Origin of the sequence: Amycolatopsis sp. NPDC051106, from assembly GCF_040682775.1 — a bacterium.
Taxonomy (GTDB): Bacteria; Actinomycetota; Actinomycetes; order Mycobacteriales; family Pseudonocardiaceae; genus Amycolatopsis.
In genome coordinates this window covers 53,013-76,985 of record NZ_JBFBBQ010000037.1, presented here as the reverse complement: position 1 = coordinate 76,985, position 23,973 = coordinate 53,013, and the positions used below count along the sequence as shown (strand labels likewise).

General features: G+C 72.2%; 24 protein-coding genes. 12 read left to right on the top strand and 12 right to left on the bottom strand.

The window, feature by feature from the left end; all coding sequences use genetic code 11:
• The first annotated feature begins 45 nt into the window (after window positions 1-45).
• Together AB0M83_RS26180 and AB0M83_RS26175 are read left to right on the top strand one after the other, a co-directional pair.
• Window positions 46-813, top strand: coding sequence for a GntR family transcriptional regulator (locus tag AB0M83_RS26180; RefSeq protein WP_364521007.1), 768 nt, complete (start codon window positions 46-48; stop codon window positions 811-813).
• A gap of 60 nt (window positions 814-873) precedes the next feature.
• Complete coding sequence (locus AB0M83_RS26175; RefSeq protein ID WP_364521006.1) at window positions 874-1,638, top strand: hypothetical protein; 765 nt, start codon at window positions 874-876, stop codon at window positions 1,636-1,638.
• Here the strand turns inward: AB0M83_RS26175 and AB0M83_RS26170 are convergent.
• From AB0M83_RS26170 to AB0M83_RS26155, 4 genes are read right to left on the bottom strand one after another with little or no spacing between them, the layout of a single operon-like run.
• Window positions 1,601-2,908: a hypothetical protein gene (locus AB0M83_RS26170; protein WP_364521005.1), complete on the bottom strand. Its 1,308-nt coding sequence runs from the start codon at window positions 2,906-2,908 to the stop codon at window positions 1,601-1,603. The genes AB0M83_RS26175 and AB0M83_RS26170 overlap by 38 nt on opposite strands.
• Window positions 2,905-3,294 carry a PTS mannose transporter subunit IIAB gene (locus tag AB0M83_RS26165; RefSeq protein WP_364521004.1) on the bottom strand — a complete coding sequence of 130 codons (390 nt, stop codon included), beginning with the start codon at window positions 3,292-3,294 and terminating at the stop codon, window positions 2,905-2,907. The genes AB0M83_RS26170 and AB0M83_RS26165 overlap by 4 nt, the downstream gene beginning before the upstream one ends.
• A 10-nt stretch (window positions 3,295-3,304) precedes the next feature.
• On the bottom strand, window positions 3,305-4,909 hold the full coding sequence (locus AB0M83_RS26160) for a PTS system mannose/fructose/sorbose family transporter subunit IID (RefSeq protein WP_364521003.1): 1,605 nt from the start codon (window positions 4,907-4,909) through the stop codon (window positions 3,305-3,307).
• Window positions 4,910-4,927: 18 nt separating this feature from the next.
• Window positions 4,928-5,404, bottom strand: a complete 477-nt coding sequence (locus AB0M83_RS26155; RefSeq protein WP_364521002.1) for a PTS sugar transporter subunit IIB — start codon at window positions 5,402-5,404, stop codon at window positions 4,928-4,930.
• 397 nt (window positions 5,405-5,801) lie between these two features.
• On the opposite strand from AB0M83_RS26155, the gene AB0M83_RS26150 reads away from it, so the two are divergent.
• Together AB0M83_RS26150 and AB0M83_RS26145 are read left to right on the top strand one after the other, a co-directional pair.
• On the top strand, window positions 5,802-7,061 hold the full coding sequence (locus tag AB0M83_RS26150) for an RICIN domain-containing protein (protein ID WP_364521001.1): 1,260 nt from the start codon (window positions 5,802-5,804) through the stop codon (window positions 7,059-7,061).
• Window positions 7,062-7,121: 60 nt separating this feature from the next.
• Window positions 7,122-8,066, top strand: a complete 945-nt coding sequence (locus AB0M83_RS26145) for an MBL fold metallo-hydrolase (protein WP_364521000.1) — start codon at window positions 7,122-7,124, stop codon at window positions 8,064-8,066.
• A 15-nt stretch (window positions 8,067-8,081) separates the two neighbouring features.
• Here AB0M83_RS26145 and AB0M83_RS26140 read toward each other — a convergent pair whose 3' ends face one another.
• Entirely contained in the window at window positions 8,082-8,261 is a 180-nt protein-coding gene (locus AB0M83_RS26140) for a hypothetical protein (protein WP_364520999.1), read from the bottom strand.
• A gap of 259 nt (window positions 8,262-8,520) precedes the next feature.
• Here AB0M83_RS26140 and AB0M83_RS26135 point away from each other — a divergent pair, with 259 nt between their 5' ends.
• On the top strand, window positions 8,521-9,327 hold the full coding sequence (locus AB0M83_RS26135) for a lipase (RefSeq protein ID WP_364520998.1): 807 nt from the start codon (window positions 8,521-8,523) through the stop codon (window positions 9,325-9,327).
• On the opposite strand, the gene AB0M83_RS26130 is transcribed toward AB0M83_RS26135, so the two are convergent.
• From AB0M83_RS26130 to folP, 4 genes are read right to left on the bottom strand one after another with little or no spacing between them, the layout of a single operon-like run.
• Window positions 9,317-10,159, bottom strand: a complete 843-nt coding sequence (locus AB0M83_RS26130; protein ID WP_284746957.1) for an ABC transporter permease — start codon at window positions 10,157-10,159, stop codon at window positions 9,317-9,319. The genes AB0M83_RS26135 and AB0M83_RS26130 overlap by 11 nt on opposite strands.
• Window positions 10,156-11,067 (bottom strand): ABC transporter ATP-binding protein, encoded by a 912-nt coding sequence (locus AB0M83_RS26125; RefSeq protein ID WP_364520997.1) that lies wholly within the window; start codon window positions 11,065-11,067, stop codon window positions 10,156-10,158. The genes AB0M83_RS26130 and AB0M83_RS26125 overlap by 4 nt, the downstream gene beginning before the upstream one ends.
• Window positions 11,064-12,191 carry a hypothetical protein gene (locus AB0M83_RS26120; RefSeq protein WP_364520996.1) on the bottom strand — a complete coding sequence of 376 codons (1,128 nt, stop codon included), beginning with the start codon at window positions 12,189-12,191 and terminating at the stop codon, window positions 11,064-11,066. The genes AB0M83_RS26125 and AB0M83_RS26120 overlap by 4 nt, the downstream gene beginning before the upstream one ends.
• Window positions 12,192-12,244: 53 nt before the next feature.
• Window positions 12,245-13,111, bottom strand: a complete 867-nt coding sequence (gene folP / locus AB0M83_RS26115) for a dihydropteroate synthase (protein WP_364520995.1) — start codon at window positions 13,109-13,111, stop codon at window positions 12,245-12,247.
• 94 nt (window positions 13,112-13,205) lie between these two features.
• Between folP and AB0M83_RS26110 the strand changes: the two genes are divergently transcribed.
• Window positions 13,206-13,862 carry a rhomboid family intramembrane serine protease gene (locus AB0M83_RS26110; RefSeq protein WP_364520994.1) on the top strand — a complete coding sequence of 219 codons (657 nt, stop codon included), beginning with the start codon at window positions 13,206-13,208 and terminating at the stop codon, window positions 13,860-13,862.
• Window positions 13,863-13,963: 101 nt separating this feature from the next.
• Window positions 13,964-14,713 carry a serine protease gene (locus tag AB0M83_RS26105; protein ID WP_364520993.1) on the top strand — a complete coding sequence of 250 codons (750 nt, stop codon included), beginning with the start codon at window positions 13,964-13,966 and terminating at the stop codon, window positions 14,711-14,713.
• A gap of 72 nt (window positions 14,714-14,785) precedes the next feature.
• On the opposite strand, the gene AB0M83_RS26100 is transcribed toward AB0M83_RS26105, so the two are convergent.
• Together AB0M83_RS26100 and AB0M83_RS26095 are read right to left on the bottom strand one after the other, a co-directional pair.
• Window positions 14,786-15,613, bottom strand: a complete 828-nt coding sequence (locus tag AB0M83_RS26100; protein ID WP_364520992.1) for a DUF11 domain-containing protein — start codon at window positions 15,611-15,613, stop codon at window positions 14,786-14,788.
• A gap of 176 nt (window positions 15,614-15,789) precedes the next feature.
• Window positions 15,790-16,419, bottom strand: a complete 630-nt coding sequence (locus tag AB0M83_RS26095; RefSeq protein ID WP_364520991.1) for a helix-turn-helix domain-containing protein — start codon at window positions 16,417-16,419, stop codon at window positions 15,790-15,792.
• Between the two features lie 86 nt (window positions 16,420-16,505).
• Here AB0M83_RS26095 and AB0M83_RS26090 point away from each other — a divergent pair, with 86 nt between their 5' ends.
• The 5 genes from AB0M83_RS26090 to AB0M83_RS26070 all read left to right on the top strand — a co-directional run bounded on the left by AB0M83_RS26090 (window position 16,506) and on the right by AB0M83_RS26070 (window position 22,163).
• A complete protein-coding gene (locus AB0M83_RS26090; protein WP_364520990.1) occupies window positions 16,506-18,203 on the top strand; it encodes a TIGR03086 family metal-binding protein in 1,698 nt (565 codons plus the stop codon).
• A 389-nt stretch (window positions 18,204-18,592) separates the two neighbouring features.
• The gene (locus tag AB0M83_RS26085) at window positions 18,593-19,432 is read left to right on the top strand and encodes a hypothetical protein (protein ID WP_364520989.1); all 840 of its coding nucleotides are present in this window, start codon (window positions 18,593-18,595) and stop codon (window positions 19,430-19,432) included.
• Window positions 19,433-19,481: 49 nt separating this feature from the next.
• A complete protein-coding gene (locus AB0M83_RS26080) occupies window positions 19,482-20,096 on the top strand; it encodes a TetR family transcriptional regulator C-terminal domain-containing protein (protein ID WP_364520988.1) in 615 nt (204 codons plus the stop codon).
• 106 nt (window positions 20,097-20,202) lie between these two features.
• Window positions 20,203-21,093, top strand: a complete 891-nt coding sequence (locus tag AB0M83_RS26075; RefSeq protein ID WP_364520987.1) for an alpha/beta hydrolase — start codon at window positions 20,203-20,205, stop codon at window positions 21,091-21,093.
• A gap of 41 nt (window positions 21,094-21,134) precedes the next feature.
• Window positions 21,135-22,163 (top strand): LLM class flavin-dependent oxidoreductase, encoded by a 1,029-nt coding sequence (locus tag AB0M83_RS26070; protein WP_364520986.1) that lies wholly within the window; start codon window positions 21,135-21,137, stop codon window positions 22,161-22,163.
• Here the strand turns inward: AB0M83_RS26070 and kstD are convergent.
• A complete protein-coding gene (gene kstD, locus AB0M83_RS26065; protein ID WP_364520985.1) occupies window positions 22,160-23,884 on the bottom strand; it encodes a 3-oxosteroid 1-dehydrogenase in 1,725 nt (574 codons plus the stop codon). The genes AB0M83_RS26070 and kstD overlap by 4 nt on opposite strands.
• Window positions 23,885-23,973 lie beyond the last annotated feature (89 nt).

Genomic DNA, 23,973 nt, shown 5'->3' with positions numbered 1-23,973 from the left:
GCGCGCGGTGTTACCTCCGGCCCGCCGGCGCGACATACTGAGGCCATGCCCCGTCCGAAACACGTCCCCGCGAGCGATCTCCGGCTCCCGGACGCGCTGCAGCCGGGGCGGCCGAAGGGCGAGCAGCTCCGCGAAATCCTCGAAGGCGTCGCGACCGAGGCCGGTCCCGGGCGGCTGATGCCGTCCGAACGCTTCCTCGCCGAGCACTTCGGCGTCGCCCGCGGCACCGTGCGCCAGGAGATCAACCGCCTGGTCTCCGACGGCGTCCTCTACCGCCAGCACGGCACCGCGACGTTCACCTCCCAGCGCCAGGCCGCGCACATCGACATGCTCACCTCGTTCACCGAGGACATGAAGGCCCGCGGCGTGGTGCCCAAGACGAAGGTGCTCCACGCCGAGGTCGAGCGCGCGATGCCCCGCCTGGCCGGCCGGCTCAACGTGCCCCCGGGCGCGCGCGTGTTCCGGCTGGAGCGCCTGCGCTTCGTCGCCGACGAGCCGTTCGCGGTCGAGCGCACCAACCTGTCCGTCGACCGGTTCCCGGACATCGAGCTGTTCGACTGGGAGACGCAGTCCCTGCACCGCACCCTCGAGGAGCGCTGGGGCGTGCACGCGGAGTGGAACGACACGGCGATTTCCGCGGTCCTCCCGGACACCGGCGACGCGGCCCTGCTCGACATCGAGCCGACCCAGCCGTGCTTGATCATCGAGGGCACGCTCCACGACCAGAGCGGCGGCGTCATCGAAGCGGGCCGCTCGCTCTACCGCGCCGACCGCTACACCGTTTTCACGCAGGCGCGGCGCAGCCCGGCCTGACCGGGCAACCCCCGGCGTCCCCGCCGCGTGCTACCGGCACGGACGCAGGGGAGGACCGCGATGGCCCGCCGGATCAAGCTCTTCGCACTCGCCGCCGCACTCCTGGGGTCGACGGCCGCGCTCGCGGCGTGGTCCGCCCGCCGGAACCCGAAGCCCGGACCCAAGCCCAAGCCCGCGTCCGAGCCCAAGCCGAAGCCGCGAAGGCAGGTACCGGAAGACGACCCGGGCTGGCGCGTGGAGAAGGCGTACCGCCGGCTGGTGTTCGCGGGCATCCTCGTGACTTCGGCTGCGGTCGCGGTCTTGGCTGCGTACCAGGAGAACTGGCTCGGGGAGATCATCGTTCTCGTGACCGGCTTCGGCGTGCTCGGCGGAGCCCTGTGGGCGGTCGCCTGGTGGCGCGGCGCCTGGGTGCCGTACGGGGACTTCGGCCAGCTCGCGTTCACCATGCTGGGCTTGCTCATCCTGGCGCTCTCCGGACCGGGCCTGGTGACCGACCTGGTCCTGACCCACCGGGGCGCGCCGGCCCTGATCGAGGTGGCGCCGGTGCGTCCCTTCCACCACGCCACGCTCGTCCTGCCCGGCGGATCGACGCCGCTGCGCGGTGATCTGCGCAGCATGACCGAAACCGTCGAGGGGGAACGGTTCACCGTGCTGTACGACCGCGGCCGGTTCGTCCGCCCGACGCTGCCCGAAGACGTGGACCCGTCGCTCGGCACGCTCTTCGCGCTGGCGGGCGCCGGGATCCTGGCCGTCACCGTGCTCGGCTTCGGGTTCCCCCTCGAGTGGCCTAGGTGGGGCCCGCCTGATGAGCCCGGAGCAACTTGAGGCAGTGCTCCACCAATTCGTCCCCGGCATCGGGCCCGAACAGCGTCACGTACGACTCGTAAACCCCGCCGCGGTGCCCGTCCGCGTCCGGGAGGTACCCCAGGTACCCGTCCGTGTAGCCGATCACGCGCGTGTGCCGGAACGGGCTCCCCCGCCGGATCCTCAACCCCAGTGAAGCGAACAGCTCGAACGGCGTGTGCAGCCACGCGATCTCCCCCAGCGTCACGACGCTGACCGGCACCTCCGCGCAGCCCGTCGGCCGGCCGGTGGCCGCCATCGCCGCGAGCATCGCGCACCCCTCGTACCGCGTCCGCGCGATCCGGACCGCCGGGTGGTCCTCGCCGTGGTGGGCCAGCTCGCGCTGCCACTCGCGCTCGGCGGCGTGGCGCAGCTCCAGGCTGTCCTCGAGCGACGGCACCTCGCGGTAGGGCAGGTGCAGCGCCGATCTCGACAGCCGGATCGGGCCGGTTTCCGCCGTCGCCGAGGCCGCCGCCAGCGTCCGCGCGATCGACGTCGCGAGGTGGCCGCCGAGGGTGCGGACCTCGGCGTGGTCGCGGCCGCGCCGGACGAACCGGGAGCTCGCGTCGCCCGCCGCGCCCTGCAGGAACGCCGCCACCGGCTGGCCGATCAGGCTCGCCAGCTCGCGCCGCGTCGCGCCCGGCCAGTCCGCCGACCAGGTGAGGTTGTCCGGCCCCAGCACGGTCGGGTGGCTGGCGTAGTCGAACAGCAGCGCGGCCGGCGAACCGTCGTCGCGGCGCAGCTCCAGCACGCCGAACGACGTGTCGTGCGGCCCGTCCGGCCGGTAGCGGTTGCCGCCGACGGCCTCCGTCGACCCCGCGTGCCAGCGGGCCCGGACGCGGCCGCGGCACGCGCGCAGCCGCAGCGCCGCGCCGGTGACCGTCTCCGCCATGCGGCCGACCAGCCCGGCGTCGCGCCGCCCCGGCAGCCCGGGGTGCAGCGGGCCGGTCCAGCCCTCGGGCCCGGAATGCGTGTGCGACGCGCAGACGAGCACCCGTTCCGGGTCGATGCCCACCGCGGCCGCGACGGCGTCGGCCAGGGTGCGGGTGAGGCCGGCGTCGACCGCGAGCGCGTCGAGCGCCACCCACAGCACCCCGGGGTCGTCCTCGGTGGACAGCCAGATCAGCGACGCCTCGAGGTCGTCGTGCGTGCCGGTCGCGACGCCGTCCCGGGCGAGGTAGCCGCCGAGCGGGTGCCCGGGCCCCGGCGTGATCCGGACGTCTTGCGCGGCGAGCAGGAGCGCGGCGGTCACCAGGTGGATTCCAGGACGTCGACGACGCCGTCGCGGCCGGCGGCGCGAGCCACCCCGGCGAGCTCGGTGACGTCGTCGGTCGTGTGCAGCAGGACCTCCAGCAGCATCGGCAGGTTGAGCCCGGACACGAGCTGGATGCGCGGGTGCCCGGCGGTGAGCGTGCGGACGGCGTTGAACGGCGAGCCGCCGTGCAGGTCGGCCAGCACGAGGACGCCGGCGGCGTCGCCGGCCAGCGCGAGCACGCGGGCGCCGAACTCCTCCGGGCTGTCGCGGGGGCTCAGCTCGCAGACCTTCAGGCGCGACTGCGGGCCGAGGATCATCTCGGCGGCTTCCCCCACACCGGAGGGCAGCCGCCCGTGCCCGGCGAGGATGATCGGAACGGACATGGCGGTCTCCTCAACTCTTCGCCGGGGCCGACGGCGCGAACCAGCCGAGCCACCCCAGGGTCACCCCGGCGACGACGACGATGGCGATGACCCAGACGGGGCGCAGGCGGGCCTTGGCCGTCAGCAGGTACACCCCGGCGGTCACGAGCACCGGCAGCAGGAACGGAACCAGCTCGTCGAGCCGGTCCTGGATCGCCACGGCCTGCGTCACCGGCTGTCCCTGGACCGTCGTGGTCTGGCGGTAGGTCAGCGTGGTGACGACCTTGACGATCGACGGGATGAACCCGCCGAGCACGACGAACCCGAGCACGGTCGCCCCCTGCGCGACGCGGGCGAGCGCGCCGGCGGCGAGGTGGCCGGCCAGCCGTTTCCCTTCGCGGTAGGCGAACCCGAACTGCCAGCGCCGCACCAGCGCGTACGGCACGAGCACCATCACCGCGGCGAAGGCCGGGCCGAGCCAGTTGCCCTGCAGTGCCCACGACGCGCCCATGGTGAAGACGATGCTGTTGTACAGCGCGAAGACGACGGTGTCACCGATGCCGGCCATCGGCCCCATCAGCGCGATCTTGGTGCTCGCGGCCGACTTCGGCGTGCCCGCTTCCTCCAGCGCGACGCTCGAGCCGAGGATCAGCGGGCCGCCGACGAGCACCGAGGTGTTGAAGAACTGGAGGTGCCGCTGCAGGCCGGCGACGTAGTCGGCCTTCTCCGGGTAGAGCCGGCGCAGCACCGGTTCCATCGAGTACGCGAACCCGAGCGCCTGCATCCGCTCGTAGTTCCAGGAGATCTGGCTCGACCAGAAGTACCGGCGGAACACGCGGCGCAGGTCCTGCTTCGTCAGCCGCGCGTCCACAGTGGACTCTTCCGGCACTTCCGGGACGGCCGGCGCCGGCTCGTCGCGTTTGAGCGTCACGAACAGCATCGCGACCGCGACGCCGACCAGCGCGATTCCCAGCAACGGCAGGTGGAGATAGGCGAACGCGACGAACCCGATCAGCAGCAGGTACCAATACCGGGACAGCTCCATCATGCCGAGCAGCAGCGCGAACCCGACGGCGGGCAGCAGCGACCCGGCGAGCGTCATGCCCTGCACGAACCCGGCGGGGATGCTCGCGGTGATGTCCTTGACCAGGCCACCGGACGCGGCGAGCGCAGCGAGGAACGTCGGGATCGCGCGCACCGCCACCCACGGCACCAGGCTGACCCAGTGGATCAGCGCGAGGCCGCGCGCGTTGCCGTCGGCGGCGTACCCGTCGGCCCGGTGGACCAGCGCGGTGGTGATGATCTTGCCGACGGGGTCGAGCGCGGAGAGCAGGATCGCGGCCGGCAGCCCGACACCCAGTCCGATCGCGACCTGCGCGGACGTCTCGCCGGCGGCACCCGCGGCCAGCGCGGTGCCGACGATCGCGCCGGTCTGGTAGTCCGGGATGGTCGCGCCGCCGTAGGTGTAGACACCGAGGGCGGCCAGCTCCAGCGTCGCGCCGATCAGCAGGCCGAGCAGCGGGTGCCCGACGATCAGCCCGGCGACCGAGCCGGCGATGAGCGGGCGCTGGGCGTAGATGAGGAACGGGCCGAGGCCGTCGTAGGTGCAGTAGATCGCCCACAGAGTCAGGGCCAACGCGACGAGCATGCGGGGCTAGAGCCCTTTCCGGTCGAGCAGCGGGACGAATTCGGCGGGCTTGTCGTGCGGCATCAGCTGCGTGACCAGCGGGACGCCCGCGGCGGCGAGCTTGCGGTAGGCGTCGGCCTCGTCCGCGGTGACCGCGATCGAGCGCGTGACCATGGTGTAGGCGGTGCCGGGCCGCGGCGCGACGTTGCCGACGTTGACCGTGTCGGGCCGCAGGCCGCCGTCGACCAGGCGAAAGGCGTCTTCGGGATCCTTGGCGAGGATCATGACGTCCGCGCCGGCAGTCGTTTCGAGCGTCTCGGCGATGGTGAGGACGTCGGTGGGCAGGCCGCGCGCGGCCTGCGGGAGCAGCATCCGCTGCAGCTCGTCGGCGGCGACGTCGTCGTTGCAGACGACCAGCCGGCGCACGCCGAGCCGCCGGGTCCACGCGACGGTGACCTGCCCGTGGATCAGCCGGTTGTCGATCCGGACGTGTGCCCCCGCCATGTGTCTCCTCCCGGCCGGCAGCACTCATACTGGTTCGTACCAGTAGTTGTGTCAACGCTGTCCGTGACCGGAGGTGCCGACGACGGCTTCGCGCGGCCGACGGAAGGACCCCTCAGACCTTCCGTCGGCCCGCGAGCGCGAAGCCCCCTCGATTTTCCCGGACCCTCCCATAAAGGTATATACCAGTATGGACGTCCGAGATCGACTGTCAAGACCTATACCGCTCAACGGTTCGGGAAGATCATTTCAATCAAACGACCGAAATTTCCGGTGGGCGATTCACTCCAAGCTGTCCGTTCTTGTCAGTGACAGCCCGCTCACCCGCTGCCTATCATTCCCAGTGGTCTAGACCGCACTTCTCGTCCCCTGTCGCACCGGGAAAGGCGGAACTCCCCCCATGACCGCGAGAACCTGGCGCATCGCCGCGCTCAGCACCGCCCTCGTCTTCGCCACCGCTCTGCTGCCCTCGGCCGCCGCCGCGGGTGAGGGCACCGAACAGCTTCCCGATCACCTGCGGCACCAGACCGCGACCGTGGCCCCGCTGTCCACCGTCTGCGACGGCGACGGCACGAGCGGCAAGCGCGTCCAAGCCCTCTACGTCCGCGGCAACACGCAAGCCGACCGGTACGCGCAGTTCGTCGGTCAGTTCCAGACCTTCGCGAGCCAGATCGACGACGGCTTCGTCGAGGCCGCGAGCCGGCTCGGCGGGGGCGTGCGCCACGTCCGGTACGTCACCGACTCCGGCTGCCGGGCGACCGTGAACAACGTGACCATCGCCCAGGGCGACATGGCGACCGTCGACACGATCACCAACGCCATCAAGGCGCAGGGCTACAACCGCGCCGACCGCAAGTACATCGTCTGGTACGACAAGGACGGCTGCGGCCTCGCGTTCGGCAACGGCGGCAACGACAGCCCCGGCTCGAACAACCCCTACAACGCCGGCCCGCACTACGCCACGGTCGGCACCGGCTGCTGGTCCTGGCAGGCCACCGGGCACGAACTCCTGCACACCCTCGGCGCCGTCCAGCGCAGCGCGCCGAACTCCAGCGCCTACGGTCACTGCTGGGACGACGAAGACATCATGTGCTACGACGACGGCGGCCTCCCGAACCCGCCGGGCACCCTCGTGAAGGTCTGCCCCGGCGCGCCGGAGAACCAGTTCGACTGCCTCGGCGACGACTACTTCAACACCAACCCGGCGCCCGGCAGCTACCTGGCGACGCACTGGAACGTCGCGACGAGCGCGTACCTCATCGCGAGCGGCACGCCCTACCCCGCCGGCACCATCACCGGGCTCGGCGGGAAGTGCGCCGACGTGTCCAACAGCGGCACCGCCAACGGCACGGCCGTGCAGCTCTGGACGTGCAACACGACCCCCGCCCAGCGGTGGACCAGGCAGAACGGCAGCATCCGCGCGCTCGGCAAGTGCCTCGACGTCGCGAACAGCGGCACCGCGGACGGCACGCTCGTGCAGCTGTGGGACTGCAACGCCACCGGCGCGCAGACGTGGCAGGCCCGGTCGGACGGGACGCTGCTGAACCCGCAGTCGGGCAAGTGCCTCGACGCGACCGGGAACTCTTCGGCCGACGGCACCCGCCTGCAGCTCTGGACGTGTTCGGCGGCGGCCGGCCAGCGCTGGGTCATCTCGGGGTAAATGCCCGCAACCTGCTCGCGCCCCCGTCGTTAACCGCTTCGTCAGTCCAGGGGAGGAACCATGCCGGCCGTCACATCGAACATCGTCCCGCTCCGGCACGCGCGCCCGGGCGTGGTCGCGTACGTGAAGAGCCCGGCGGAGTGGTTCGTCTCGAACAGCGGCTGGATCCAGGGCAGCGAAGGCGTCGTGCTGGTCGACACGTGCGGCACCGAGCAGGCGACGCTGGAGCTGATGCGCGACGTCCGCAAGTACGCGGGCGGGCAGGAGCTGACCGTCGTCGTCACGCACGCGCACGGCGAGCACCACAACGGCGTCGGGGTCGCGCTGCGCGACGGCGGGACGGCGCTGGCCGCGCCCGGCAGCGTCGACCTGGTCAAGGCCGGCCCGCAGACCTACGGCAACGTCTTCACCTACACCCAGTGGGGCGTGCTCGAGCCCCCGGAGCCGGCCGCGGTCCGGCCGGTCACCGGCTGGCACCGCCTCGACCTCGGCGACGCGGTCGCCGACGTCGTGGCGGTGCCGGGGGTCGCGCACACCGCGGGCGACCTGGTGGTGCACGAGCCGCGTTCGGGCACGCTGTTCACCGGCGACCTCGTGTCCGTCCGGGACACGCCGCTGGCGGTGCACGGCTCGATCACGGGCTGGCTCGACGCGCTCGCCTGGCTGCAGGACACGTTCCGCCCGCGCACGGTCGTCCCGGGGCACGGCCCGGTGGCGACGCCCGGCCACAGCTCGCTGCACGCGATGCGCGTCTACCTGGAGTGGCTGCTCGAGGTGACGGAACGTCAGACCGACTTCACGAGACTGGCCGACCAAGCGGCCCTGCGGTGGCCGGGCTGGCGCAACCCCGAGCGTCACATCGGCAACCTGATGCGCGCGTACGCCGACCAGCACGCCCGGAAGCTGGACGTCGATCTGGCGATCGACGCGGTCCTCGCGGCGGCGGGCGGCCGGATCGACCTCGACTGCCTGCTGGGCGGGGAACCGGTCCGCCGCATCTCCTGAGCGCGACCCGTTCGCCTAGAGCCGCACCACTTCCGGCGCCACCGGCGTATCCCCGAGCCACGTGCAGGCGGGTACGCCGGTGCTCGCCGGCACCGGCACCGCCTTGCCCACCTTGACGAAGACCTCCGGCTGCCCGCAGGCGACGAGGTCCAGGACCAGCAACGGTACGACGAGCAGTATTTTCCGGATCCGCATGTCAGCTCACCCCGGTTTTGTCTCCACACTCCCACCCGGCACACGGGGGCCGTCACGCTCCGGTTCAGCGCCGAACGGGTGACGTCCCACCCGGAACTCACGTGCTCAGAGCCGTAACTCGCGTGATCGGAGCCGTAACTCGCGAGTTCCGGCCTCAATCACACGAGTTCCGGCCTCGATCACGCGAGTTCCGGGCCGGATCACGCGGGATCCCGCTTCCCTCACGCCCTCATCGCTCCCGCCGGGTCATGATGGAGCCGTGCGGATCTCGGCCTGGTGGCGCGGTTTCAGCCCCCGACGGCGGCTGCTCATGGGCGGCGTCGCCGTCGTCGTGGTGGCCGTGCTCGTCGCGGCCCTCCTCGCCGGCACCGGCTCCAGCGCCGCGCCGCGGGCCGGGACGCCCGACCAGGGCAAGCCCGGGCCCGTCCTGCTCGTCCCCGGTTACGGCGGTGGCCAAGGCGCCCTGAACGAACTCGCCGGCCGCATCCGGCAGGCCACCGGCCGCGGCACCGAAGTCCTCACCCTGGCCGGCGACGGCACCGGTGACCTGGTCGAACAGGCCGCCGTTCTGGCCGAAGCCGTCGAGAACGCGTACGCCCGCGGAGCACCTTCGGTGGACGTCATCGGTTACTCCGCGGGCGGCGTCGTGGCCCGGCTGTGGGTCAGCCGCGACGGCGGTGACCACCAGGCGCGCCGGGTGATCACGCTCGGCGCGCCCATGCACGGCACCGGTCTCGCCGCGGCGGGCGGCGCGCTCGTCCCGGGCGGCTGCCCGGCCGCGTGCGTGCAGCTGGCCCCCGGCAGCACCCTGATGCAGGAGCTGGCGAAGGAACCAATCCCGGCCACCCTGCCGTGGCTCTCGGTCTGGACCGAACGCGACGAGACGGTCACCCCGCCCGAGTCAGCCCGGCTCGACGGCGCCGTCAACGTCGCCCTCCAGCAGGTCTGCCCCGGCAACCGGGCCGGCCACGGCGACCTCCCCACCGACCCCGCCGTCACCGAACTGGTCCTCCAAGCCCTCGGCACCTCTCCGCTCGAGGCGCCGACGGAGTGCCTCAGCTCGTGACGTCCTTGGTCGCGAAGTTCGCCCACGCGGCCCCGAAGAACACGACGATGTAGCCGGCCTGCAGCAGCAGGCCGTGGTCGATGTTGCGCCACAGCACGGGATCGCGGAAGAAGTCGATCCAGGACAGCCAGTAGTGCGTCGGCAGGTACGGCTTCACCGACGCGGCCGCGTCCAGGGTCTCCAGCACCGAGCTGGTGATCAAAACAGCCAATCCGCCGAGCGCGGCCCCCAGTGCCGAGTCGCTCACCGTCGACAGGAACACCGTGATCGCGGCGAACCCGAGCATCGACACGACGATGTAGGAAACCGCGCCCAGCAACCGCAGGCCCAGCCCGGACGAGCTGAGCGACTGCCCCGACAACGACGTCACGCCGGTCGGCTGCCCGCCCGGCCCGGCGACCCCCGGCGTCCCGCCGGTGCCGAACAGGATCACCCCGAGCACCAGCGAAGTCAGCACGACGATGACGATCGCCGCGGTCACGTACACGGCGAGCGCCACCATCTTGGCGCCGAGCAGCCGCGTCCGGCCGACCGGACGCACGAGCAGGTATCGCAGGGTGCCGGTGGACGCCTCGCCCGCGATCGAGTCGCCCGCGGTGACGGCGACCGCGATCGGCAGGAACAACGGCAGGACGAGCGCGAGCGCGGCCGCCGGGAACAGCGCGCCGTCGGAAACGACCGCCGACAGGAACGCCCCGCCCTGCCCCGGTGGCGGCGCGAAGTCGGCCGTCGCGAGGAAGACACCGACGATCGCGGGCAGCAGGCAGAGCAGCAGCACGCTGACCCACACCCGCGGCCGCAGCGCAAGCTTCCGCAGCTCGACGAGGATCATCCGGCGGCCCCGAACCGGTCGGAGCCCGGACCCGTCACGTCGAGGACGACCTGCTCGAGGGTCCGCTGCTCGGCGTGGATCGACGTCACGCGCACCCCCGCTTCGACGAGCATCGCGTTCAGCGCCGCCGGGTCGCTGTGCCGGATGACCAGGCGGTCGCCGACGCGGGACTCGAGCTGGCCGTCGAGGACGGCGGCCGCCTCGGCCGGGTCCGGCGTGCCGACCAGGACCCGGCCGGTCGCGGCGCGCAGCGTGTCCAGGTCGTCCTCCAGCACGAGCCGCCCGCGGTCGACGACGCCGACGCGCGTGCAGAGCTGTTCGACCTCGGCCAGCAGGTGACTGGACAGGAACACCGTGGTGCCGCCCGCGTTCAGCTCGACCAACAGCTCCCGGATTTCCTTGATGCCCTGCGGGTCGAGGCCGTTGGTCGGCTCGTCGAGGACCAGCAGCCGGGGCTTGCGCAGCAGCGCGCCGGCGAGCCCGAGGCGTTGCCGCATGCCGAGGGAGTACGCCTTCACCGGCCGCTGGTCCACCGCGGCGAGCCCGACCTGCTCCAGCGCGTCGTCGATCCGCTGCCGCCGCGTGCGCCGCCCGCCGCCGCGCCCGGCGGCGTCGAGCAGCGAGAGGTTGCGGCGCCCGGACAGGTGCGGGTACGCGGCCGGGCCTTCGACGAGCGCGCCGACCTGCGGCAGTACCTCGGCAACGCGCTTCGGGACCGGCTTGCCGAGCACCTCGATCTCCCCGCTGGTCGCGTAGACGAGGCCGAGCAGCATCCGGACCAGGGTGGTCTTGCCCGAACCGTTCGGGCCGAGGAAGCCGTAGCGGTCGCCTTCGCGGACCGCCAGGTCGACGGCGTCGACCGCCAGGGTGCGGCCGTACCGTTTGGTCAGCGCGCGCGTGACGATCATCGGCCGCTCCGGCGCAGCGTGGACAGCTCTTCCGCGACGGTCTTCAGCACGTCCGGCGTCACGGTGCCGGCCAGCAGGTAGGAGCGGCGGAAGGCCGAAGCGCGGACGATCGCCAGCGACAACGGCGTGATCGACAGCTGCACCACGCTGCCCGCCGGCAGCCTCGTCTGCACCGCGCCGGCCTTCCCGGCGGCGTCGCTCGCGGCGTTCCCGACCGCGCGCGGCACGGCGATGACCGCGAAGGACGCCAGCCCGGTGCCGTAGAGCGCGGCGCCCTCGACGCCACCGAACTTCGACGACACGACCGGGCGCCCGGCGAGCGTCGCCGGCAGCGGCGCCTGGCCCAGCGCGCCGAGCGCGTTCGAGACGTCCGGGGCGCTCGCGACGGTGAACCCCGAGCCGGGCACCGGCCGCGGTGCTTCGACGACCGGCATCGTCTGCTCGAGCTGCTGGAACTCGGTGACCAGGATCGGCGCCTGCTGCCCGCGGGCGGTGACCTCGACGCGCACAGCCAGGCCGGTCGCCGGGTCCGCCCAGACGTCGACGCGCCCGATCGTCGTGGCCGGATCGGCGGGGACGAGCCGCAGCCCGGACGCGGCGACACCGGCGACGTTCCGGCCCGGCAGCGCGCTCACCGGATCGCCCTTCGCCGCCTGGAGGATCCGCCGCGCGAGCTCGGGCGGCAGCAGGTCGCCGGCCCGCGGGAGCCGGACGCCCGGTTCGCCGATCAGCTCGGTCAGCGTGTTGTCGCCGTAGTCCCACGTGTATTCGCCGTCGGGCAGCCGGTAGACGTCGTGCTCACCGGCCGTGCCGAGGATGTCGACGCGGTAGCGGTCGGGCCCGGCGTACCAGGCGCGCATCGGCGTCCGCATCGAGAAGAGCGCGGTGACGGGAGCGAGGTTCGGCAGCTCCGGCAGGGCGAGCGACCCGGCGCTTTCGGCGTACCCCTGGTACGGCCGCGGGGCGGACCCCAGCACGAGCTCGCGCAGCCGGCCGGGGTCGGCCTGCTCCCCCGCCGGGGCGAGCGCGGCGACCACCGACGGCACGGACACGAGCACCGCGGCCACGGCGGCGACGACCGCCCATCGGCGCCGCTTCGCGTGCCGCACCACCGAGGGCGTCATCCGGCATCACCTCTTCGTCCTTTGTACGCCATGGCTCCGGCGACATGAACGGTTCAGGACGCCGCGGCGACGGCCTCCACGGCTTCCCGCGTCTCCCGCACGTTGTGCGCCCGGAAGACCGCGGCACCGGCGTGCGCGGCGATCGCCGTCGCCGCCAGGGTGCCCGCGAGGCGGTCGTGGGCTCCGACACCCAGGGTCTCGCCGATCAGGTCCTTGTTCGACAGCGCGACCAGCACCGGCCGGCCCGTCGCCACCAGCCGGTCGAGGTGCCGGAGCAGCGCGAGGCCGTGGCGGGTGCTCTTGCCGAAGTCGAACGTCGGGTCGACGAGCACGCCGCCGCGCGGCACCCCGGCGGCGACCGCCCGCTCGGCCGCCGCGGTCAGCTCGGCGACGACTTCCGTGACGACGTCGTCGTAGCGGGGCCAGAACGGCCGGTCCGGGCTCGGCTCGGGGTAGGGGTCGGTGCGCACCGGCATGCCGCCGACGTGGGAACAGACGTAGCCCGCGCCGAACTCGGCGGCGACTTCGACCAGTTTCGGGTCGGCGCCGCCCCAGGTGTCGTCGAGCAGGTCGGCGCCCGCTTCGCAGGCCCGGCGCCCGACCTCGTGCCGCCAGGTGTCGACGCTGATCACCAGCCCGGGGTGACGCTCCCGCACCTCGGCGACGAACGGCACGACCCGGTCGATCTCCTCGCCGACGTCCACTTCCGGGCCCGCACCCGCCTTGACCCCGCCGATGTCCACGATGTCGGCGCCCGCCGCGACGGCGCGGTCGACGGCGTCGCGGGCCGCGTTTGCGGCGAAGGTCGCGCCCTGGTCGTAGAAGGAGTCGGGCGTGCGGTTGACGATGGCCATGACGAGCGCGCGGCCCGCGGGCGTGCGACGGCCGCGGAAGACCGTCTCCGGGCGGAGTGACGTCATGGCACGAACCCTGCCAGGTCACGGCTCGGTCCGGAACGCCGCGTCCGCGCCCCTCGTCCGGTTATCCTCGGCGCAGACCGAGCAGGGGGAGAGCATGAGCACGACCAGCGAGGGCCCGGCCCGCGGCGACGCCGAAGCGATGATCGCCGAAGCCAAGAAGGCCTTGTGGGTGATGGTGGGGCTGCTGGCCGTGCTGTGGGTGATCCAGCTCGTCAACGCCCCGACGGGCTACGACCTGAGCACGGAGTTCGGCATCGAGCCGCGCGACCCGGCGTCGCTGCCGGAGATCTTCAGCGCGCCGTTCCTGCACGGCAGCTGGGGCCACATCGAAGGCAACTCCGGACCGCTGTTCGTGTTCGGCTTCCTCGCCGCCTACCGCGGGGTGAAGAAGTGGCTCGGCGTGAGCGTGCTGATCATCGTCGCCAGCGGGCTCGGCGTCTGGTTCATCTCGCCGTCGCACTCGGTCACGGTCGGGGCCAGCGGCCTGGTCTTCGGCTACTTCGGCTACATCATCGTGCGCGGGCTGTTCGACCGGCACCTGATCGACATCGTGATCGGGCTGGTGATGGCCCTGTGCTTCGCCTACCAGTTCGCGTCCCTGCTGCCGACCGAAGAGGGAGTCAGCTGGCAGGGCCACATGTTCGGCTTCGCCGGCGGCATCATCGGCGGCTGGCTGTTCCGCGACCGCCGGCCCAAGGCGGTCACCGCCGCCGACCCGGCGACCACCCTGCTGCCCAAGAACCTCACCTAGCCCGAACCCGGCGGCCGTGACCACGTCGCAGCCGCTGTGAAGTCGCTGTGCATCCGCATCGCTGCGCTGCCGAACCGGCTCCGATGTGGTGATCTGGGACGGTGGCGATCAAGTTCCTGAGGCCCGCGCTCGCGGCCGCGGCGACCGTGCTGGTGCTCGGCGCTGGTCTCGTCGCCGGCACGGACACGACCGCCGACGACGCCTATGCCGCCGGTTCACCGTCCACTTCGGTCGCTCCTCCGGCTCCGGCCGCCGCGGCTGCGGCGACCGTTTCCCCGGTCGGCGCGTTGTTCGCGAACGGCCACCACTTCTGCACGGCGAGCGTCGTGCATTCCGGCGCCGGCGATCTGGTGCTGACGGCCGCGCACTGCGTCCAGGCGGGAATGTCCTTCGCGCCGGGCTTCCACGACGGCGTCGCCCCGCTGGGAATGTGGACGGTCACCGCCGTCGCCGTCGCGGACGGGTGGACGTCTTCGGCCGACCCGGATCTGGATTTCGCGTTCTTGACCGTTCAGCAGCCCGGGAACACGGCTTCGCTGGAAAGCCTCACCGGCGCGAATGTCCTCGGCACCGACCGCGGATTCGACCACACGATCACCCTGACGGGGTACCCCGACACCACCGATTCCCCCGTGGTGTGCACCGGCACGACGACGCGGTCCGACACCTACCAGCAGCGCGTCGCGTGCCCCGGTTTCCCGGACGGCACCAGCGGCGGCCCGTGGGTGACCGGCGGCGCGGTCATCGGGGTCATCGGCGGCTACCAGCTCGGCGGCGACACCCCGGACGTCTCCTACAGCCCGTACTTCGACGACGACATCGCGAAGCTGTACGCCTCGGTCACCGGCTGAACCGGCGGAAAACGCGAACCGGGCCCGTGTCCCTGGCGGAGGACACGAGCCCGGTTCACCTCTCGCGAGCCCTTAGCAGGTCACGATGAGCCCGGTGAGCGCCGAGCACGTCTTCGACGCGCTGTCGTTGGCACTGGTGGGATCCGCCGGCGAACTGGCCGTGCGCACCGCTGTCGCGGTGTACGAGCCGAGCGCCAGCAGGCCGCCGTTGACCGAGAACTTCGCCGTCGCCGAAGCACCGGACGCCAGCGAAGCGACGTCACAGTTCAACGTCCGGGTGCTGCCCACACGGGTGCAGCCGGTGGCGCTGCCGAACGACAGGCCCGACGGATACGTGGCCACGACGCGGATCCCGGTCGCGGTGGACGGGCCGGAGTTCGTCACGGTCAGCGTGTAGTCGATGCGCGCGTTCAGCCCGCCGCGGCCGGACGCGGCGAGCGCGACCTTGACGTCGGCGTTGGTCGCCGGGTTGCCGATCGTGATCACCGGGCCGTCGTACGTGTCGAACGAGTAGTTGTCGCCCACGAACTGGTGCTGCAGCGTGAACTGGCCCGGCGCCGCGGTGTCCTTGACGCGCAAGGTCCACAGCGTGGTCTTCGTGCCGCCCGCCTCGAGGTCGCCGAACGCGGCGCGGTAACTGCTCCCGGCCTGGAAACAGCCGACCGCCGTCGTGTTGGTGCAGGAAACGACGTCGACGATGTCGGTGATCGGCGTCGGCGTGCCGTAAAGGGCGGCCTTGGCGAAGGAAATCGTGAAATCGCGGTCGTTGTGCACGGTTTCCGAGATGGTGAATGTCTGCCCGGGAAGCACCGTGGTGGTACTGACTTCGACAGAACTGGAGGGCACGTCCGCCTGCGCGGCGGGTGCCATCGCGAGGAATGCCGTGGCCAGTGCGGCCACCGAGGACAGGATCGTGGTTCTTCGCCAGCTTCGTTGCATAGTCGTGATCTCGCCGTTTCGGTCCGGGGAATGCCGCTCTGACAGATGCTGCGTGGTTTGGGAGGACGTCCGACGCTGATCAGTCGTCGCAAAACCGGCATTCGTTACCGCCATCCGGACGCGCCGCGGCACGCCCGTCAGGACGGACGCCAGCGGCCGTTCATCTCACCCGGACGCGGCGGCGGGCCGGGGAGCTCGCGGTCTTTTCCCGCTTCCAGCCCCTCGACGAGCATCGCCAGGTAGCGGCGGCGCAGCTCGGTGGTGCGCTCCGGGTCGTCCACGCGGATCGCCGCGCAGCACTCGAGGATCATGCCGATGTCTTCGGTGACGGCATCTTCACGGAGCCGTCCGGTCCCGCGCGCCCGCGCGAAGAGCGCCGCCGACAGCTCGTTCGCCCGGCGCGCGTCGGCGCCCATCTCGTCGGTGGGGGTGAACGTGCCCGCGAGGTGGACGGTCAGCGAGTGCACGTCTGCATCGACCACCCGGCGGAGGAAACCGGTGAGCGCCGTCCAGCCGTCCGGCTCCTCGTCGGCGGCCTCGGCTTCGGCGATGTAGGTGCGGAGGCCGTCGTGGCAGAGCCGGCAGAGCAGGAACTCCTTGCTCGGGTAGCGCCGGTAGAGGGCGCTGATCCCGACGCCCGCGCGCTCGGCGACGTGCGAGATCGGCGCCTTCGGGTCCACGAGGAAGACCTGGCGGGCGGCATCGAGGATGACGAAGTCGTTGCGGGCGGCCTGGGCGCGGCGACCCGGTAAGGCGGTCTCGGGCATGGGTCCAGATTAGCACTGGAACGGATCGTTCCGCTCTGCTACAGTTCGGAACGAAGCATTCCGTTCCAGTCTCCGAGGAGCTAGTCATGACGGTCCCCGCCCTTCGCCCGTTCCGCGCCGAGATCCCCCAGTCCGCCCTGGACGACCTGCGTGACCGTCTCCAGCGGGCGCTCTGGCCGGACGACCTGCCCGCCGAGTACGGCGTCACGAACGAGCGGGTCCGCGCGCTGGCCGAGCACTGGCTGGAGAAGTTCGACTGGCGGGCGTTCGAGGCGCGGCTCAACGCGTACCCGCAGTTCGTCACGGAGATCGACGGGGAAACGATCCACTTCCTGCACGTCCGGTCGTCCCGCGCGGACGCGACGCCACTGGTGCTGACGCACGGCTGGCCGGGCTCGATCGCCGAGTACCTCGACGTCATCGGCCCGCTGACCGAGCCGGAATCGGCCGACGCGCCGGCGTTCCACCTGGTGATCCCGTCGTTGCCGGGCTTCGGGTTCTCCGGCCCGACGCGGTCGGCGGGCTGGGGCACGCACCGCACGGCGGCGGCGTGGGCGGAGCTGATGAGCCGGCTGGGCTACGAGTCGTACGGCGCGGCGGGCAACGACGCGGGGTCGATGATCTCGCCGGAGATCGGGCGGCTCGCGCCGGAGAAGGTCGTCGGCGTGCACGTCACGCAGCTGTTCTCGTTCCCGTCCGGTGACCCGGCGGAGATGGCGGACCTGAGCGAGGCCGACCAGGCCGCGCTCGCGCACCTGCAGTGGTTCTACGAGAACATGTTCTCCTTCAACACGCTGCACAGCCAGCAGCCGCACACCCTCGCGTTCGCGCTGGCCGACTCCCCGCTGGCGCTGCTGGCGTGGAACGCGCAGCTGTTCGGCGAGCACCTCGACGCGGACTTCGTCCTCGCGAACGTGGCGCTGTACTGGCTGACGGGCACGGGCGGCTCGTCGATCCGCTTCTACTACGAGGACGCGCACGCGCCTTCTCACCCGTCGGCACCGACCACGGTCCCGACGGGCCTGGCGATGTTCGCGGGCGACTTCCAGTCGATCCGCCGCTTCGCCGAGCGGGACCACGCGAACATCGTCAGCTGGAACGCCTACGACGCCCGGTCGGGCAGCGACGGCCCCCGCGACGCGGCCGGCCACTACTCGGCGCACGAGGCCCCGGAGGTCCTGGTGGCGGACATCCGCGCGTTCTTCGCCGGGCTTGCGTCGCCGTGGCCGCTGCTGGCGTCGGCCCACCAGGCCCTGCGCTCGGCGGTGGCGGGCGTGACGGACTGGTCCGCGCCGACGCCGTGCTCGGAATGGAACGTGACCCAGGTCCTCCAGCACGCGGGCGGCGACCAGCAGGGCTACGCGGCGTTCATCACGGGAGAGCCGGGCCCGGACTTCAACCCGTTCGCGCCGTCGGGCGAGCTCGCGGACGTGCCGGGGTTCCTGGAGCCCAAGCTGGCCGCGGCGGCAGCGGCGTTCGCCAAGGTCTCCCCGGGCACGGAGGCGGTCCCGACGCCCCTGCCGCAGGGCGCCCTCCCGGCCGAGGTGGCGGTGGGAGCAGCCGCCCTGGACGCGGCGGTCCACGCGTGGGACATCGCGATCGCGACGGGCCAGGAATCCCCGCTGACGCAGGAGGTGGCGGAGGCGCTGCTGCCGGTGGCGAAGCAACTGGCGGAGCCCCTGCGCGGGTTCGCGTACGCACCGGCACTGGAAGGCCAGGCCGACGACGACGCGGTGTCAGCGCTGCTGCGCTACCTGGGCCGCGATCCGAAGTGGACGGCTTGAGGGCTGTTTCCGTTGCTGGGCCGGGGAACCGCGAGAGCGGTCCTCCGGCCCAGCGGCCTACCGCCCAGTCCACCCGCCGCTCTCCCCCACCGCGTCGGCCCGTCGCCTCGCCACCCCCTCGCCACCTCGGCGCCCGTCGGTTTGCCATCCCCGCCACCTCGCGCCCCGTCACCACGTCGGCCGATCCGCCTTCGCCCCCGCCTCGCCGGCCCGCCATGCCTCGCCATTCCCGGCCGTCGGCCGTCGGGAAGCTCTCCTGCGCCCGGCAGCGTCCCGCCGTCGGATCCCCGCGGCGGCGACCAAAACCACGCCACCACAGCTATTCCTCTCGAGCACACCCCTGCGAAAACCCGTTGCCCCCCAAGGAATCCCGAACCTACCCTGGCCGTATGACGAACCGACCGTTCCGGTGGGACCTGGTGCGTCCCGACCAGGTCGGGACGCTCCTCGACGACACCGAAAAGCCGCACCTCTGGTTCCTCGGCGACCTCACCACCTGCACCGCCAAGGTTCTCGCCCGCTGCGGCGACGGCGAACTCCACTTCGTCGGCCGCTCGCTGGACAGCATGCACGACCTCCTCGGCGGCGCCCTCGAACAGACGTCGTGGCGGGAGCGCGTGCACCAACTGCCCCTCTCCCTCAAGCCACGGCACGGTTTCGGCCGCCGGGACGTGCGGCTGCTGCGCGAAAACCTCGCCGCCGCCGGGATCACGCCGTACACGCTGGCCCGCGGGACCCGGCCGACCGTCTTCGCCGACCTCGTCTACGAAGGCGACACCTTCACCGAGCTGTACGTCCAGCTGCGCGACTGGATCGACGAAGACCGCGAAGCGTGGCACGTCATCCGGCGCAAGCTGCGCTTCCTCGGTGTCACCCTGCGCCAGCCGATCCGCCCGGACGCCTGGCGCTGGCAGGAGGATGTCGCCTGGACGCGGGAACTGCCCGCCGCGGCGGTTCGCAACGTGTCGCTCGCGCGGGACGTCTGGTTCTACTTCGGCAACGACCAGCCGAAGCTGACCCCGTCGTTCCCGCGGCAGCGGTGGACCGACGAGACCGTCCGGACCCCCGACCACGGGAAGGCAACCCGCCGCGCGCTGGCCGAAGCCTTCGCGCTCGTCGACGCCGGCCGATCCGCGGCGGTGCGCGACACGCTCGTCCGGACAATCTCCGCCGAGCCCGCGATCGCCGGGCCCTGGCTGCGGGCGCTCGTCACCGAGCTGCGCGGCTGACCGACGTTCGGACCCTGCCCCGGCGCCACCCCCTGGGTACGGTGACCGCATGGCGCGCAAGGCGGTGGCGGTCCGGCGGGAGGAGATCGTGCTCGCCGCGCTCGACCGGGTCCGGGCCCGCGGCATCGCCGGCGTGCGGGCCGCCGATGTCGCGCAGGCCCTCGGCGTCAGCACCGCCTTGGTCTTCTACCACTTCGGCACGCTCGAAGCCCTCATCATCGAGGCCTTCCGCCAGGCCGCCGAGCGCAACCTCGCCGTCCTGCGTGACGAGCTCGCCCGGCCCGGTCCGGCCGGTGAACGGCTTCGCGCCGTCCTCGCCCTTTACGGGCCGACCGAGCCCACCGCCGGCTGGCACCTGTGGATCGAAGCCGGCGCCGCCGCGATGCGCGACGCCGAGCTGCGGGAGGTCGTCCAGCGGCTCGACCTGCGGTGGCGCGACGCCGTCGTTTCGCTCATCACCGAGGGCGTCGCCGCCGGCGAGTTCCGGTGCCCGGACGCCCGCGGTGCGGCGTGGCGGCTGACCGCCCTGCTCGACGGGCTGGCCGTGCAGTTCGTCGCACGCGAGGGCACCGTCACCGCCGGCGACTGCGACCGGTGGGTCGACCAGGCGCTGGCCCACGAGCTCGGCGCACCCGGGTCGGCGCTGACCGCGGAGGGCCGATGACGCCGCCGCCCTGCGGGAACCTCGAGGCCATCCAGACTCGCGCGTGTCCGGCCGCCGGGGCCGGGTAACCGACGGGCGAAGGCGTACCCGAACCTCGGAGGAGTCCATGACGGAGTTCGTGCGGACACCGGATCTGGAGATCGGCTACGAAGTGGACGGCCCGCCGGGCGGGCGGCCGCTGGTCGCGGTCCACGGCTGGCCGGACGACGTGCACTGCTGGGACGAGGTGGTCCCGGAGCTGACCGAAGCGGGTTTCCGGGTGTTCCGCCCGTACCTGCGCGGCTTCGGCCCGACGACGTTCGGCGCGCCGGGCAAGCCGCGCAGCGGTCAGTCCGGGGCGCTCGGCCAGGACCTGCGGGACTTCCTCGACGCCCTCGACCTGCGGGACGTCGTCATCGCCGGGCACGACTGGGGCGCGCGGGCCGGGTACGTGGTCGGCGCGGTGTTCCCCGAACGGGTGGCGCGCCTCGTCGCGATGTCGGCCGGCCACGGTGCGAGCGGCCCGGACACGCCGCTGGACTACCCGCTCGCCCACGCGTACTGGTACGAGTGGTTCGTCGCCACGAAACGCGGGCAGGACGCGATGCGCCACGACCGGCGCGCGTTCGGCCGCTACCTGTGGACGAGCTGGTCGCCGGGCTGGAAGTTCGCCGAAACGGACTTCGACCAGGCCGCGGCGAGCTGGCAGAACGACGACTGGCCGCCGATCACCGTTTCCGCCTACCTGCACCGCTGGGGTGAGGACGACGGCGACCCGGCCTACGCCGAGCTCGAGCGCGAACTCGCGAAACCGCCCCGCGTCCAGGTGCCGACCTTGGTGCTGCACGGCGCGAAGGACGCCGACAACCTGCCTTCGACCAGCGCCGGGAAGGGTCACCTGTTCGCCGCGGAGTACCAGCGGATCATCTTCGACGACGTCGGGCACTTCCTGCCCCGGGAGGCTCCGGTGCGGACGGCCCGGGAGATCGTCCGGTGGGCCACGGCACTCGGCACCTGACCGGCGGGAACGAATCCGGCCCCCAGGTAGTTGAACGCTCTATGAAACTCGGCATCTACAGCTTCGGCGACCGCGCCCCGGACCCGCGCACCGGCGACCAGCCGTCCGTCGCGCAGACGCTGGCCAACACCCTGGAACGCATCAAGCTCGCCGACGAGCTGGGCCTCGGCTTCTACGGCCTCGGCGAACACCACCTCGACCAGTACGCGATCTCGAGCCCGGGCACGGTGCTGGCCGCGGCGGCGAGCGTCACCCGCCAGATCACCTTGAGCTCCGCAGTCACCGTCCTGAGCACCGAAGACCCGGTCCGCGTCTACCAGCAGTTCACCACCCTCGACCAGCTCAGCCACGGCCGCGCCGAGCTGCTCGCCGGGCGCGGGTCGTTCACCGAGTCGTTCCCGCTCTTCGGCCACGACCTCGGCGACTACGACGAGCTCTTCGAGGAGAAGCTCGCCCTGCTCCTCCGCATCGATCGCGAAGACCCGCTCACCTGGTCCGGCAAGTTCCGCCCGCCCCTCGAGAACGCGCGGATCCTGCCGCGCCCGTACGGCGACCGCCTGCGCATCTCCATCGGCACCGGCGGCAACCCCGAGTCGTCGATCCGCGCCGGGCTGCTGGGCCTGCCCGTGGTCTACGCCGTGATCGGCGGCCGGCCCGAGCGCTTCGCCCCGCTCGTCGACCTCTACCGCCGAGCCGGCGAGGCGGGCGAGCACGAGAACGAAGACCTCCACGTCACCATGAGCGCCATCGGGTTCCTCGCCGAGAACTCGCAGGACGCCAAGGAGAAGTTCTACCCGTACTGGCTCGAAACGATGAAGTACGGCGCGAAGGCCCGCGGCTGGGCGGTCCCGACCCGCGCCGAGTACGACCAGTACACCCACGACGCACAAGCGCTGTTCGTCGGCAGCCCGCAGGAGATCGCCGAACGGCTGATCACCGTCGGGAAGCTCACCGGCGCCGACCGCTACGCGCTGCAGATGGACTGGTCCGGCGTGCCGCACGAGGACGTCATGCGCGCCATCGAACTGCTCGGCACCGAAGTGCTCCCGTTGGTGGAAAAGGAGTTCTAGACGTCGTTCCCGGCGATGAACCCGAACGTCATCGCCGGGCCGATGGTCGAGCCGGCCCCCGCGTAGCTGTGCCCCATCACCGCCGCGCTCGCGTTGCCGGCGGCGTACAGGCCGGGGATCACCGAGCCGTCCGCGCGGAGCACGCGCGCCCGGGCGTCCGTGCGCATGCCGCCCTTCGTGCCGAGGTCGCCGGGCACGATCTTGAACGCGTAGAACGGCGGTGCCCACAGCGGCGCGAGGCAGGAGTTGGGCAGCACCAGCGGGTCGGTGTAGTAGTGGTCGTACGCGCTGGCGCCGCGCCGGAAGTCACCGTCCACTCCGGACCAGGCGAAGCCGTTGAAGCGGTCCACTGTGGATTTCAACGCGGCCGGCGGCACGCCGATCGCCGAGCCGAGCGCCTGAATGCTCGACGCCTTGAAGACCGCGCCCGCGGCGTACCAGGAGTCCGGCAGCGGCAGCAGCGGCAGGGTGTCGCGGAACAGGTACTTGTTCCGGTAGTTCTGGTCGACGACGAGCCACGCGGGGATGTCCGGCGCAGTGGGGTTCTTGTCGTACATCGTGTGCACGACGTCGCTGTAGGGCGCGGCTTCGTTGACGAACCGCGTCCCGGCCTGGTTGACGATCAGCCCGCCAGGCAGCGTCCGCTCGGCCAGGCAGAAGTACGGGTCGCCGGGGATCGGGATGGCCGGGCCCCACCACGCGTCGTCCATCAGCTCGAGCGCGGCGCCGGCGCGCTGCCCGGCGCGGTGGCCGTCACCGGTGTTCTCCTTGGCCCCGACGGTCCAGGCGGTGCCGATCGGCTGCCGCTGGTACTGCGCGCGCATCGCGGCGTTGTGCTCGAACCCGCCGGAGCCGACGATCACGCCCCGCCGGGCCCGCACGAGCCCGTTCGGCACGAGAACCCCCGTCACCGCACCGTTTTCGACGTTCAGGTCGAGCAGCGGCGTGTTCAGCAGCACCGGCACGTTCGCCCGCTGCAATCCCACCCGCAGTCCGGCGGCGAGCGACTGCCCCATCGTGAGCGGCTTCTGCCCGGCCAGCGCGGCGGCCGTGCCACGGGCGAGGCAGGCGGCGGCGACGGCCGCGCCCTTCGCGTTGACCGCGGCCAGGTTCAGCCACTTGTAGTCGGCGCTGAACACGACCAGCCCCGGCGGCGTCGCGAGGTACGCCGGGTTCAGGTTCGCCAGTTCGGCGCCGAGCAGATTGCCGTCGAACTGGTCGGGCTCGATCGAGCGGCCGTTCGGCAGCCCGCCCGGCAGCTCCGGGTAGTAGTCGCTGTAGCCCTCCATGAACCGGAACCGCAGCGGGCTGTTCGCCAGGACGAACGCGATCATTTCGGGGCCGCTGCGGAGGAACGCCTGCTGCCGCGCGGCCGGGACGTCGGGTCCGACGACGGCGGCGAGGTACTGCGCGGCCTTCGCCGGCGTGTCCGGCACGCCGGCGGCGAGCAGCACCGGGTTGTTCGGGATCCAGATCCCGGCGCCGGACCGAGCCGCCGAGCCGCCGAACGTCGGCGCCTTCTCGAGCACGACGACGCTGAGGCCGCGCTTCGCCGCCGTCAGCGCCGCGGTCATCCCGGCCGCGCCGGAGCCGACCACGACGACGTCGTACTCCCCCACGCTCGCGGTGTTCGCGGCGTTCGCGAGCCCGGGCGTCATGGCGAGACCCACGCCCGCCGCGGTGCCTCGCAGGATCTGGCGGCGGGTCAGCTCGGCATCCATGGCGCACATCGTGTCGTCCCACTCGGGAAACTGAAACAGGTTCTACCCACTTGGAGCAGCCCCGTAGGCCACTGATCCGAACCCATGAC

Coding starts and splice junctions, on each gene's coding strand:
- AB0M83_RS26180 (WP_364521007.1), top strand. CDS start 46: ATGCCCCGTCCGAAACACGTCCCCGCGAGCGATCTCCGGCTCCCGGAC.
- AB0M83_RS26175 (WP_364521006.1), top strand. CDS start 874: ATGGCCCGCCGGATCAAGCTCTTCGCACTCGCCGCCGCACTCCTGGGG.
- AB0M83_RS26165 (WP_364521004.1), bottom strand. CDS start 3,294: ATGTCCGTTCCGATCATCCTCGCCGGGCACGGGCGGCTGCCCTCCGGT.
- AB0M83_RS26155 (WP_364521002.1), bottom strand. CDS start 5,404: ATGGCGGGGGCACACGTCCGGATCGACAACCGGCTGATCCACGGGCAG.
- AB0M83_RS26150 (WP_364521001.1), top strand. CDS start 5,802: ATGACCGCGAGAACCTGGCGCATCGCCGCGCTCAGCACCGCCCTCGTC.
- AB0M83_RS26145 (WP_364521000.1), top strand. CDS start 7,122: ATGCCGGCCGTCACATCGAACATCGTCCCGCTCCGGCACGCGCGCCCG.
- AB0M83_RS26140 (WP_364520999.1), bottom strand. CDS start 8,261: ATGCGGATCCGGAAAATACTGCTCGTCGTACCGTTGCTGGTCCTGGAC.
- AB0M83_RS26130 (WP_284746957.1), bottom strand. CDS start 10,159: ATGATCCTCGTCGAGCTGCGGAAGCTTGCGCTGCGGCCGCGGGTGTGG.
- AB0M83_RS26125 (WP_364520997.1), bottom strand. CDS start 11,067: ATGATCGTCACGCGCGCGCTGACCAAACGGTACGGCCGCACCCTGGCG.
- AB0M83_RS26120 (WP_364520996.1), bottom strand. CDS start 12,191: ATGACGCCCTCGGTGGTGCGGCACGCGAAGCGGCGCCGATGGGCGGTC.
- folP (WP_364520995.1), bottom strand. CDS start 13,111: ATGACGTCACTCCGCCCGGAGACGGTCTTCCGCGGCCGTCGCACGCCC.
- AB0M83_RS26110 (WP_364520994.1), top strand. CDS start 13,206: ATGAGCACGACCAGCGAGGGCCCGGCCCGCGGCGACGCCGAAGCGATG.
- AB0M83_RS26095 (WP_364520991.1), bottom strand. CDS start 16,419: ATGCCCGAGACCGCCTTACCGGGTCGCCGCGCCCAGGCCGCCCGCAAC.
- AB0M83_RS26090 (WP_364520990.1), top strand. CDS start 16,506: ATGACGGTCCCCGCCCTTCGCCCGTTCCGCGCCGAGATCCCCCAGTCC.
- AB0M83_RS26085 (WP_364520989.1), top strand. CDS start 18,593: ATGACGAACCGACCGTTCCGGTGGGACCTGGTGCGTCCCGACCAGGTC.
- AB0M83_RS26080 (WP_364520988.1), top strand. CDS start 19,482: ATGGCGCGCAAGGCGGTGGCGGTCCGGCGGGAGGAGATCGTGCTCGCC.
- AB0M83_RS26075 (WP_364520987.1), top strand. CDS start 20,203: ATGACGGAGTTCGTGCGGACACCGGATCTGGAGATCGGCTACGAAGTG.
- AB0M83_RS26070 (WP_364520986.1), top strand. CDS start 21,135: ATGAAACTCGGCATCTACAGCTTCGGCGACCGCGCCCCGGACCCGCGC.
- kstD (WP_364520985.1), bottom strand. CDS start 23,884: ATGGATGCCGAGCTGACCCGCCGCCAGATCCTGCGAGGCACCGCGGCG.